Source organism: Hydrangea phyllody phytoplasma, assembly GCF_036985185.1.
Taxonomy (GTDB): Bacteria; Bacillota_I; Bacilli_A; order Acholeplasmatales; family Acholeplasmataceae; genus Phytoplasma; species Phytoplasma asteris.
Genome location: NZ_BSDA01000001.1, coordinates 1 through 12,243, shown reverse-complemented (window position 1 = coordinate 12,243; position 12,243 = coordinate 1). Strand labels below are relative to the sequence as shown.

Annotated in this window: 12 protein-coding genes and 3 tRNA genes; all 15 read left to right on the top strand. The window is 28.5% G+C overall.

Translation table 11 applies throughout. The annotated features are described in order from the left end of the window. Positions 1-34: 34 nt before the first annotated feature. The 15 genes from cmk to AACP42_RS00005 all read left to right on the top strand — a co-directional run bounded on the left by cmk (position 35) and on the right by AACP42_RS00005 (position 12,179). On the top strand, positions 35-700 hold the full coding sequence (cmk, locus tag AACP42_RS00075; RefSeq protein ID WP_212775503.1) for a (d)CMP kinase: 666 nt from the start codon (positions 35-37) through the stop codon (positions 698-700). Next, positions 701-2,137, top strand: a complete 1,437-nt coding sequence (gene der / locus AACP42_RS00070; protein ID WP_212775494.1) for a ribosome biogenesis GTPase Der — start codon at positions 701-703, stop codon at positions 2,135-2,137. It begins immediately after the preceding gene. 212 nt (positions 2,138-2,349) lie between these two features. Continuing rightward, positions 2,350-3,339 carry an NAD(P)H-dependent glycerol-3-phosphate dehydrogenase gene (locus AACP42_RS00065; protein WP_212508870.1) on the top strand — a complete coding sequence of 330 codons (990 nt, stop codon included), beginning with the start codon at positions 2,350-2,352 and terminating at the stop codon, positions 3,337-3,339. A 176-nt stretch (positions 3,340-3,515) separates the two neighbouring features. Continuing rightward, positions 3,516-3,800: an HU family DNA-binding protein gene (locus AACP42_RS00060; RefSeq protein WP_212775495.1), complete on the top strand. Its 285-nt coding sequence runs from the start codon at positions 3,516-3,518 to the stop codon at positions 3,798-3,800. Positions 3,801-3,908: 108 nt separating this feature from the next. Continuing rightward, positions 3,909-4,127, top strand: coding sequence for a hypothetical protein (locus tag AACP42_RS00055; protein ID WP_180365488.1), 219 nt, complete (start codon positions 3,909-3,911; stop codon positions 4,125-4,127). A gap of 92 nt (positions 4,128-4,219) precedes the next feature. Continuing rightward, positions 4,220-5,170 carry a hypothetical protein gene (locus AACP42_RS00050; RefSeq protein WP_212775496.1) on the top strand — a complete coding sequence of 317 codons (951 nt, stop codon included), beginning with the start codon at positions 4,220-4,222 and terminating at the stop codon, positions 5,168-5,170. Between the two features lie 99 nt (positions 5,171-5,269). Next, complete coding sequence (gene rpmG / locus AACP42_RS00045; RefSeq protein ID WP_212775497.1) at positions 5,270-5,419, top strand: 50S ribosomal protein L33; 150 nt, start codon at positions 5,270-5,272, stop codon at positions 5,417-5,419. Positions 5,420-5,778: 359 nt separating this feature from the next. Beyond that, positions 5,779-7,041 carry an aminopeptidase P family protein gene (locus AACP42_RS00040; RefSeq protein WP_212775498.1) on the top strand — a complete coding sequence of 421 codons (1,263 nt, stop codon included), beginning with the start codon at positions 5,779-5,781 and terminating at the stop codon, positions 7,039-7,041. A 35-nt stretch (positions 7,042-7,076) separates the two neighbouring features. Further along, positions 7,077-7,150, top strand: a tRNA-Cys gene (locus tag AACP42_RS00035). 154 nt (positions 7,151-7,304) lie between these two features. Continuing rightward, positions 7,305-7,396 (top strand) — tRNA-Ser (locus AACP42_RS00030). Positions 7,397-7,777: 381 nt separating this feature from the next. Beyond that, positions 7,778-9,202, top strand: a complete 1,425-nt coding sequence (gene proS / locus AACP42_RS00025; RefSeq protein WP_212775499.1) for a proline--tRNA ligase — start codon at positions 7,778-7,780, stop codon at positions 9,200-9,202. Between the two features lie 226 nt (positions 9,203-9,428). After that, complete coding sequence (gene rpmH / locus AACP42_RS00020; RefSeq protein ID WP_024563646.1) at positions 9,429-9,563, top strand: 50S ribosomal protein L34; 135 nt, start codon at positions 9,429-9,431, stop codon at positions 9,561-9,563. Positions 9,564-9,744: 181 nt separating this feature from the next. Beyond that, positions 9,745-10,092 (top strand): ribonuclease P protein component, encoded by a 348-nt coding sequence (rnpA, locus tag AACP42_RS00015; protein ID WP_212508864.1) that lies wholly within the window; start codon positions 9,745-9,747, stop codon positions 10,090-10,092. 18 nt (positions 10,093-10,110) lie between these two features. Beyond that, entirely contained in the window at positions 10,111-11,703 is a 1,593-nt protein-coding gene (locus AACP42_RS00010) for a YidC/Oxa1 family membrane protein insertase (protein WP_212775500.1), read from the top strand. Positions 11,704-12,095: 392 nt separating this feature from the next. Further along, positions 12,096-12,179 (top strand) — tRNA-Tyr (locus tag AACP42_RS00005). Positions 12,180-12,243 lie beyond the last annotated feature (64 nt).

Sequence of the window (12,243 nt, the reverse complement as noted above, 5' to 3'; positions counted from 1 at the left end):
TAAGATCACTATAAGGAGTTAGTTATATATGCATATGAAAAGTTTTAAAATCGCCATTGATGGTCCGGCAGGTTCTGGCAAAAGCACTATTAGTAAAAAGTTGTCCCAAAAATTAGGTTGGAATCACATTGATACTGGAGCAATGTTTCGGGCACTAACTTTATATTTGTTAGAAAATAAAGTTTCATGGCATCATGAAAAAAGTCTTAATCAAGCTTTAGATAAAATCAATCTTTCTTATTCTTGTAATAAAATTTTTCTTAATCAAGAAGAAGTTTCTTTAAAAATTAAGTCTTTGGACGTCGAAAAACATGTCTCTTCAGTAGCTTTAATTCCTGCTGTAAGAACTAAATTATTGAAATTGCAAAAAGAAATTTGTGCCAATACTCCTAATTTAATTATGGATGGAAGAGATATTGGAACAGTTGTAATGCCAGATGCTAATTTAAAAATTTTTCTTACTGCCAACATTACTAAAAGAGCTTTGAGAAAACAACAAGAAGATGCCCAAAAAGGAAAAATCACAGACATTGCTCAAATTATGAAACAACTCAAGGAACGCGATCATAAAGATTATCATCGCCAACTTGCTCCCTTATCTAAAGCTTTAGATGCCATTTTACTAGACACTACCGAATTATCGATTGATGAATTAATTGCCAAAATTATTGCCTTAATTAATAAAAAAAGGAGAACTTAAATGTCTTTTAAAATTGCTATTGTGGGTCGTCCTAATGTTGGCAAATCAAGTTTGTTTAACCGTATTATTGGGAAAAGACACGCTATTACTCATCAAAAAGCAGGCATTACTCGGGACCGCATTTATGCTACTGCCGAGTGGCTTACTAAAACATTTGGAGTTATTGATACGGGCGGTATCGAAATTCAATCAACTCCTTTTTTGGAACAAATTAAATTACAAGCTCAACTTGCAGTTGATGAAGCTGATGTAATTGTTTTTGTAGTTGATGGGCAAACAGGACTTACTCAAAATGACATTTATTTAGCTAAACTTTTGTATAAAACTAAAAAACCAGTTCTTTTGGCAGTTAATAAAATTGACAACCACAATTTATTATCTAACACTTATGAATTTTATGCTCTGGGATTTGATACTCCTTTTGCAATTAGTACTCAACATGGTATAGGTATAGGTGATTTGTTAGATAAAATTGTTTTTCTTATGCGCGATGCTGCTTTAATTTCTGATTCTTCCTTTTTAGAAGACCTTCCAATAGATACACCTTTGCAAAGCCCCCCTTCCGAATTTAATTATGAAATCCCAGAAAAACAACTGTTAGAACCAGAACAAAACCAAAACCAAGAAAAAGACAACAACATTATTAAATTTTGTGTTGTGGGACGCCCAAACGTTGGCAAATCAACCCTTACTAATTCTCTTTTAGCATCTCAAAGAATGATTGTCTCTGATATGGCAGGAACTACCACCGATGCTGTTGATACTTTTTTTGAAAATGATGGGCAAAAATACCAAATTATTGACACTGCAGGTATTAAAAAAAGAGGTAAAATTTATGAACAAGAAGACAAATACAGCGTTTTGCGTGCTTTAGGTGCTTTGGAAAAAGCAGATATTGCTTGTTTAGTTTTAGATGCTAAAGAAGGTATTTTAGAACAAGATAAAAATATTGCAGGGTTTATTTTAGAACATCATAAAGCTTGCATTATTATTGTCAATAAATGGGATTTGTTAGAAAAAGATACCAATACCCTAAAGAACTTTGAGCAAAAAATTCGTCAAGAGTTTGTTTTTTTATCTTATGTGCCTGTTATTTTCTTATCAGCTTTGAAAAAAAGTCGTCTTACTCAAATTTTTGCTATTTTAAAACAAGTTTTTAACAATTATAAAAGTCAGTTTAGCACTAGTCTTTTAAACGATATTTTACAAGAAGCAACTCTTATAACTCCTCCCACTTTCTTTAATCAAAAAAAAGCTAAGTTTCAATATATTTTTCAAACTAAAACCAAAGCTCCTGAATTTCTTTGTTTTGTTAATGACCCTAAACATATTCATTTTTCTTATGAAAGATTTTTAAAAAATCAATTTAGAAAAAGCCTTGATTTAGAAGGAACACCCCTCAAAATTATTTTTCATAAAAAAAAGTCTAATTTTTAAAACTATTTTGAATCCCCCTTTTTCTCCTTCTCCTTCTTTTTGCATTTTGTTTGCAAGTATTTTATTATTTGTTCTTATTTTATGATTTAATTATAGTGGTTGAAAAAAATTCAACCTTATTTTTAATTATCAAAAAAACTTTTGTCATATTTGCTGTAACTTTTTTCATGACCGTTTTTGCTATTTTGATTACAAGAAAGAAGCTATATTTTATGAAAATTACTATTATTGGCAGTGGTGCTTGGGGTTCTACTTTGGCACAAGTTTTAACTGATAACAACAATCAAGTTTTACTCTATGACACTAACCTTTCTTATGTGGAAAAAATAAATCAAGGAAAACATCCCATTTTTAATGCTCCACTAGTAAATGTCAAAGCAGTTTCTTGCCTTAAACAAGCCCTTGATTATTCTGATTTGATAGTTTTGGCAGTTCCTATGAAATTTATGCGTCATCTTCTCAAACAAATTGCCCTTATGTTAACCACTCCCAAATCGTTTGTCAATGTTTCTAAAGGTATTGAACCTTTAACTTTTTTGCGTGTTTCTGAAATTGTCAAACAAGTTATTCCTGCCCCTCTTTTAGCTAATTTTGCTTCCTTAATGGGTCCATCGCATGCTGAAGAAGTTATTTTACGCAAACTAACTCTGTTAACTGCAGCTTCTTCCAATCCCGCTTTTGCCTTGGAAATTCAAAAATTATTTTCTTGCCCTAATTATTTGAAAGTATATACTTCTTCTGATTTGGTAGGAAATGAAATTTGCAGTGCTTTTAAAAATGTTTTAGCCTTTATTAATGGTATTTTAGTAGCCAAGAACTTTGGAATTAATTCTCAAGCAGCTTTGATGAGTCGTGGTATTTTAGAAATGTCGCGGTTAGTTACTTTTTATCAAGGAAACCCCCAAACCGTTTTAGGACTTCCAGGATTAGGTGATTTAATTGTGACTGCTTTTAGCAAATACTCCAGAAATTTTAATGCTGGTGCTAAAATTGCTGCAGGCATTACTTACCAACAAATTATTGACTCTTCTTTGCAAACCATTGAAGGATTCCAAACTCTTAATGCTTTTTATCAATTGCAATTAAAACATAATTTAGATCTGCCCATTATTCAAGCCTCTTATCAATTAATTTTTGAATCCAAGCCCTTTGACACTGTTTTTGCAACTTTAATGCAAAGACCTTTCAAAAGTGAATTCTAAATTATTTTTTTACCCACCCACCATTTTTTTAATCCATTTTGCAAACACCCCCGCAGTCAATTAAGAATAAAATGCAAATAATTACCAATAATTTAAAATAATTGTTGGATTGCGCTTGTAAATTATTTTTTTGATGTTATAATAAGTACGTAAATAAAAAGAAAAGGAGGCAAAAAATGAACAAATTAGAATTTTTAAGAAAATTAGCTGAAAAAAATGGCGTTAGTCAAAAAGAAGCTGATAAATTTCTTAATAACTTTATTGAAGTTATTTCTCAAAGTCTTCAAGAATTCAAAGAAGATGAAAAAGTTACTTTAACAGGTTTTGGCACCTTTGAAGTAAAAAACAGAAGTGCTCGCGAAGGAAAAAATCCAAGAACTGGTAAAACTATTGACATTCCAGCTAAAAAGGTTCCTACTTTCAAATTTAGCAAAAGTTTTAAAGATCTTTTCGTTTCTTAAAATCTTTACTATTAAGTTTTTTATTATTTTACAATAAAAAAACAAACTAACTAGTTTGTTTTTTTATTTACACTTTTTGATAAAGTGAACCCATAAGGAAGTAGGTTAGTGCTTTTGCAACCCACAGCTAAAAATTATTTAATAGGAACTCGCGCCAAAGTTCAAAACGAACCCCAAATAGCAGTTATTACTCGCATTGATTATCAAAGAGGTTTTATTTACTTGTTATTTAAAAGAATGAGAGAAGAAAAATATCCTTTTCCCCAAGCCTTAGAACAAAACATTATTCAACCTATTGTTTCTAAAAATAAATCTCATCAGCAATAATTTATCATTAATCAAATTTATAACTTATCTTCATTATCCATTATTTGAATTGCATTTGTAAATATTTAAATGTTAAACCAAAAAGGAACGATATGAAAAGAAAATTAAGATTTAAAAAAATTGTTTTAAGAAATTATTTTAAAAATTCCAATGTTGTTTTTCTTTTTTTAATGTTGTCTATTTGTACTTTAATGCTTGTTTTTTTTCGTGATTTTAAAGAATGTGTTAACAAAGGACAAATTTATTTGCAATATAAGTACAAAGCCCCTACTTTTATGTCTGAAATTGATTTTGCCACCACAGGAAAAGAAGACAACATTTTAGATTACGAAGAAGATTATTATCCTGGGCACCACACTTTTATCAAAACAGTTTGGTATTTTACCCATCAAAGTAATTTATTTGTATTAATTGTTTATGCTTTATTTTTTACCAAAGTAAGACAAAAAAAATGGTATCATTATGTAGTTTTTGCATGTTTAGTTAGTATTTTGATGGCAGGTTTAATTTTTCACATTTTAATTGATAAAGGTAGACATTTTTACGAACCTAAATTTAGTCTTTCTTTTTTTCTTTCTCATCTCCACCACACTTTAGCTCCTTTATGTTATCTATATTTTTATTTTAAAGTCAATTCTTATGCTATTTCTTATAAAAAAATGTGGATAGCTTTTATTCATCCCTTGCTTTATATGACCTTTTTTAGTTTATTTGGCTTTTTATCTATGCAAGATTATTTTCAAGATCTGCAAAAAGACAAACCAATTATAACTTCAGAAAAACAAGCAGCTAAAAGAGATCCTTTTAAAATGTTTCCTTATGTTTTCTTTTCTCCTTTTAAACAAAAATTAAATAATCCTGCAAATGCCCAAAAGTTAGAAGATAAGGAAAATCGCCATCACAAACTTTATCGTTTTGTTTATTCAGGTTATGACTTTGTTTGTTTGGTCTTTTCTTGCCTTTTTGTCTTTACAGTTTCTATGACTTATACTCTTTTATGGATTAAAAAACGTTTACTTAATAAAAAATACTCCTCATTATAAAAAAACTAAAAAATAATAATTTTAAAAACTCTTTATTATTTATTAAAAAAATTTGATATAATAGTACTATATTTCTTAATTAGTTAGGAGAAAATTAACATGCGTGATTTAGTAAAATTAGTTTGTACAGAGTGCAAAAGAGAAAATTATCATACTGATAAAAATAAAAAAAAGAACCCAGGACGTTTAGAATTAAAAAAATACTGTCCTTTTTCTAGAACTCACACTCTACATAGAGAAAAAAAATAAAAAACAAAACAAATGTTTAATATTTAGAAAAGCAAAACTTTTAGCCAAACAAATTTTTTCAATATTTTTCCAAGAAATTCGCAAAACAAAAGTTTAAATTACTTCCCAAAATCAAATTATTTAAATGTTTTAAAAAAGAAACATTATTTTGAAAATTAAAAATTTTTGGAATTATTTCCCAAAGCAAAAGTTTAAATTACTTCCCAAAATCAAATTTTTTCAAATAAAAAGTTAAATTATTTTGCCAAGTTTTTTGCCTGCTTTTTTATTCCAATTTTTTAATATTAAACATTTTTCCGTTTTCTTTATGAACTTATATTTTTTTCATTTCTATCTTAAAAAAGGAAAATCGTGTTTTTATGTTTTTGCACAATAGAAATAATTTCATCCAAAAAATGAAACCAAACACCGCTGCTCTTTTTTATTCTGGAAAAGCAATTACTAAGAGTGGCGATCAAACTTTTCCTTTTGAAGTTGATCATAATTTTTATTATTTGACAGGAATTAACCAACCAAACACTATTTTATTGTTGGTAAAAACACCTAATTTATCTCATACTTTTTTATTTTTAGAAGAAAATAACCCTAGTAAAGCCTTGTGGGATGGAGATATTTTGAGTTTTTCTGATGCTTCTTTGATATCTCAAATTAATTTATCAAACCTCAAAAACATATTAACTTTTAAAACTTTTTTATTTCAGATGATAAATCCTTTGAGAGGTTCTTTTGTGGATTCTTTAGAAGGTTTTTATTTTGACCTATCCAAGCAAACCTTAGACCAAAAAGCAAGTTGGGCTTTAGAACATTGTCAAAAAATGACTTCTTTATATCCTTTTTTGCAAGTTTATAATAGCTCTTCTTTTTTATTTTCTTTGCGTCAAACAAAAAGCGTTTACGAACAAACCCAAATCCAAAAAACTCTAGATATCAATCATCAAGCCCTTAATTATTTATTAAAAAACTTAAAACCTGGAATGTATGAATATCAAATAGCTGCTCTTTTTCATTATTTTTTGGAAAATAACCAAACTCAAAAATCCTTTGAAACCATTGCTGCTTCAGGAAAAAATGCCTTAATTTTGCATTATAACAAACCTAACTGCCAATTAAAACCCAACGACCTTTTATTATTTGATGCTGGCGTTACTTATAATCATTATTCCTCTGATATTACTCGTTGTTATCCTGTAAGCGGACAATTTAGTTCTTTGCAAAAAGATATTTATAATTTAGTTCTTAAAGCTAACAAAGAAATCATTGCTTGGGTAAAACCGAATCACACCTTTACGCAATTAAACCAATATGGCAAAGATATTTTATTGCAAGGATTAAAAGAAATGTCTTTACTTAAAGAAGGCGAAACAATCCATCAATATTGCTATCACGGATTAGGACATCACTTAGGATTAGATATTCATGATGTTTGTAATTATACAGGTGTTATTGGAACAAACAGCGTAATTACTGTCGAACCAGGTCTATATTTAAAAGATTTAGGGATTGGAGTAAGAATTGAAGACAACATTTTAATCACTCAAGAAGGGGCTGTTAATTTATCCAAACACATCCCTAAAGAAGTCAAAGACATTGAAGCTTTAATGAAACCATTTGTCACTCATTAATTTAATTATAACAAACTCGCATTAAAGCGATTTTTGGCCCTGTAGCCAAGTGGTAAGGCATGGCTCTGCAAAAGCTTGATCAACGGTTCAAATCCGTTCAGGGCCTCCATTTATTTTATTTTTTTAATCCACTTTTGGGATATTTTTTTAACACATCTCAATTACTATTTTTTTCATCCCCTCTTTTTTTATTTTTATTTTTTATATTTGCTTACATTCACCTATTTATTTTTTTATTTTGCAAATCTATACAATATAATTTAGGAGTAGTACTCAAGTGGCTATAAGAGGCGTCCCTGCTAAGGACGTAGTCCGAGAAATCGGTGCAAGGGTTCGAATCCCTTCTGCTCCGCCATTTTGAATTTATTTTTTTATCCTTTATTTTTTAATAAATATCTGGTATTTTTTTAATCAATAAAAAAACTTTTATCCCCCCCTTTTTTTATTATGGATTACCAAATTATCATCTCAACTGCAATTATTTCTTGTCATTTCCAAACTATAACAACATTATTATAAATCGAAATAAAAGAATTGTTAGATTCTTTAAAAAATAAATATTTTCAAAAGACTTTCATTTACAAGTCATCATTATGCTTTTAAATATTTATTTTTTATTATTTTTTCATGTTATAATATTTTTGCTTATAGTTTGTTCTTTTCCTGAAACCAACACAAATAACACATTAATTAAAATATTTATAATATATTATAACTAAACAAAGGTAATGCAAAAATGAAAACAATGAAACGAGTTAAAACAGTTACTGCTCGCTCATCTGATTTTGGAAAATGGTATACAGATGTTTGTCTTAAAGCTGAATTAATAGCTTATTCTGAGGCAAAAGGTTTTATTATCTATCTTCCTTATGGTTATGCTTTGTGGGAAAATATTCAAAAACATCTTAATTGTACTTTACAAAAAACAGGTCATCAAAATGTTTATTTTCCGTTAGTTTTTCCAGAAAAACTATTTCACAAAGAAAAAAATCATATTCAAGGATTTTCTCCAGAAGCAGCAATGATAACAACTACAGGCAAAAAAAACTTATCCGAAAAACTAGTGATTCGCCCTACTTCAGAAATTTTATTTTCGCAATTTTATTCTAAAACAATCACTTCTTATCGTGATTTACCTAAGTTATATAATCAATGGTGCAATGTGGTTCGCTGGGAAAAAACGACTAAACCTTTTTTAAGAGGTAAAGAGTTTTTGTGGCAAGAAGGACACACTGTGCATGCTACCGAACAAGAAGCGATGCAGCAAACTTTATCCATCCTTGATATTTATCAAAAGTTAGGCAAAAACCTTTTAGCCCTTCCTTTTGTATGTGGCAAAAAAACCGAAACAGAAAAATTTGCTGGAGCCCTCATCACTTATTCTATCGAAGCGTTAATGCATGACGGACAAGCTCTTCAAGCAGGGACTTCTCATTACTTAGGTACTAATTTTGCTAAATCGTTTCAAATCCAATTTCAAGATTGCGACCATCAAAAAAAATATGTTCATCAAACATCTTGGGGTGTTTCTACACGTTTAATTGGAGTTTTAATTATGGTTCACAGCGATGATGAAGGACTAGTTTTACCGCCTTATGTTTCTCCTATGCAAATTGTAATTATTCCTTTGCAACCTCAAGATGATGCAGTAAAACAAACATCCGAAAACCTCTTTTCCATCCTTCAAAAAAACTATCGCGTTCATCTCGATCTACAAGACAAAACTGCTGGTTGGAAATTTAGTCAATATGAACTTAAAGGTGTTCCTTTGCGTATAGAAATTGGCAAACGTGGTTTAGAAAATGATGAAGTTACTATTTTTCAAAGATATAACTTCGCCAAACAAAATATCAAAACCAAAGATTTGCCATCTCAAATCCCGCAATTATTTGAAACCATCCACAATAACATGTATCAAAAAGCACTGCAACATTTAGAACAAAATCGCAAACAAGCTACCACTTATGAAGAATTTAAAACTTATCTCAAACAAGGTGGTTATGTAGCAATGAGTATTTCAGGAACTGATGCCGAATTGCAAATTAAACAAGAAACAGGAGCTACTGCCAGAGTTATTTTAGAAACTAATTTAATTACTGCTAACTGCCCTGTTACTAACAAAAAAGCCCTTCAAACTGTCTTATTTGCTAGAGCTTATTGAAATTATTTTAAAAATGATTTGTTATAAAAGCCAACCAAAAAGTTTCAACACATTTAATACTAAATCATTTCTCCAAATATTTTCTTTCTTTTTATAAACATTTTATTTTTTACATTTTTACTCCCACAACCACTATTTTTTAATTATTCAAAACTTTTAGGCTTGACATTTCATACTAAAAAAGATATAATTAAGGAAGTGTATTAAATAGAAAAGAGGTTTTTTTATGAAACGAACATATCAACCTAGTAAAATCAAAAGAAAAAGAACTCATGGTTTTAGAGCCAGAATGGCAACTGTTGGAGGATGCAAAGTTCTTGCTAGAAGAAGAGCTAAAGGACGTTTGCAACTAACAGTTTGAAATCAAACTAACTTGATTTTGATTAATTCAAACCAAAAATAAACACCGCTTTTTCGGTGTTTATTTGATAAATTTCTTTTTATTGCTATTGTATCATTAATAATTGTGGAATTTATATTTTTTAAAATGGTTAATTGATGTTTTGAATATAAAAGTTAAGAATTTTAGGATTATTAAGAAGATGAAAAGAAAATATATTCTTAAAAAAGAAAGCGAAATCACCCCTGTTTTTAAATCTAAAAAAAGATACGGGAACTCCCTTTTTATTATTTATTACGTCAAACAAACTGCCTTTCCTCATTTTAAATTTGCTTTAAGTGTTGGTAAAAAATATGGTAAAGCTCACGAAAGAAATTTAATTAAACGTCGTTTAAGAGCAATTATTAGGAGTGTTTCTCCTTGCCTTAACCCCAAAATGTTTTTTGTTATTGTTATTAAAGCTCAAGCCAAAAGCCTAACTTTTCAACAATTAAAAACTTTCTTTTTGCAATTTGCTACTAAAACTCGCATATTACTTTCAAATAACTAAAATAAGGAGTTAATTAAAATGGATGTTAGAAATCATTCTTCAAAAAAAAAGTTTTTATTTTTAGCAATTTTTCTATTCGGGTTATTTTTTTGGCTCCTTACTCCTCCAAAGCGTGAAAAAATAGAAGTTTTTGACAAAGTTTTTGTTTTTAAAAGTAACGAAAAATATGAAGAATATTTTACAAATAAAGATCCTTCTAAATTAAATGAATCTAAATTAAATGAATGTGCTGATATTTTTGTGGTTTATGTTATCAATAACAAAAAGAAAGAAATTCAAATAGCTATGCAAGACGAATTTAAAGGTATGTTAAATAAAAAAAATCAAGCAAAATATTTTTTTGGTTTAATGAAAAAACCAGATCCTGAAGTAGAAGGTGTTTCTAATTTTGATCCTTCTAAATTAAATAACAAAGAATATTTTTTAACTTTTAAACCAGATGCTGATGTTTTTAAAAATAAAAACGATAAAGAAAAAACCGAATTCAAAAATAAATTAATGAAGGATTTTTTAACAGTTTCTGCAGGCACTAATGATGATTATATTCAAAACAATAAATATCAAAAAAAAGAATTAAAAGATGCATTAGAATTTAGAACATCTGAAAACAAAATCCCTCTTTCTTTAGAAAATATAAAATTAGATTTTGACAAAGATCATTATGCAGAAAATATCAAAAACACTTCCAATAATGATTCATCTAACATTGATATTAAATTTACAAACAACAATAACGACCATTCAATATCTAGAAAACTTTTTATAACTAATTCTTCAGTTCCAATTCAACTTCCTTCTAGACTGGAATGGAGCCTGTTTGGTTATTTTTGGAATGTTTTAATAATTTCAATTGGCTCTTTTTTATATTTTTTCTCAACTTTCTTAGTTTCTGGTGCTTCTGGTATGTTTTTTGGCAACTTAGGGTTAGGAATTGTTTTAGCTACTATTTTCATCCGTACTTTAACTTGGCCTATTTATACTAAAACAAGTACTTTGAGTATGAATATGAGTTTAATTCAGCCCGAAATTGAAAAAGTAAAGCAAAAATATGCTCTCAAAAAAGATCCTGCCTCAGCTCAAAAAATGCAGTTAGAAATTTTCAAAGTTTATCGCAAAAATAATTTTTCTTTTTGGGGCTTTTTATTGTCTTTCTTGCAACTTCCCTTATTTATTGCAATTAATCAAACCTTAAGTCGCTTTATTATTCCTGGAGGTATTTTTGCAACTGATAAATTAATTGAAAAGCCCTTTTTAGGATTCATTAATTTAAACCCTTCTAATCCCAATAATGCTTTTGTTATCTTTTTGCTTTCTTTTTTAGTGGGAGCAACGATGTTTATTTTGAATAAAATTAGTTTTAAAAAACCAGATTATTTAAAAAACCCTTCTTATCATTTGACTTCAGAACAAAAACAAAAAGCTAAACAATCAGAAAAAAGTATGAAAATTATGAGTGTTGTTATGATTTTAATGATGGTATTTTTCTCGCGTTCTAACCCAATATTGTCTTTATATTGGATTGTTGGGAACACCTATACTATTTTCCAAACTTTGCTCACTAGAAAAAAGATGCAACAAAAATATTTTGCATTAAAACAAAACGCTTTATAAAAACTTTTTCCTTCATCAATACTTGCAACAATTCAAAAATCAAACTAAGTAAAAAACAAACAAAACTTTTATATTTTTTTCTGCAGTTCTTAATTTTCATCCTTATATAAAAACCTTTTATAAAGGGTTTGCAAAATAATTTTTAAAAAACATTTTTTGGAAAGCAACATATTTAGTTAGGATAATTTCTTCATAAATATATTTTTTATTTTGCAAAAAAAATATTTCAAACACCATTATCCAATTCCAAAATATCTTTTTCCAAACCCCAAATTCCTATCAAAAATAACAACCCAAATTAAAATTTAAAAAAAATCAAAAAAGCTTGCTTTTCATTTTTATATGTGCTATAATATCTAAGGTAAATAAATTTGAAATTGTTAAGCAATTTCGGAGGGATAGCGAAGTGGCTAAACGCAGCAGTCTGTAAAACTGTTCCGTAAGGTACGGTGGTTCGAATCCACCTCCCTTCACCATTAATTTTTTTAATCTTTGAAAACTGAAGATGATAATTAACGAATATTTTTAATTATTTTTAAA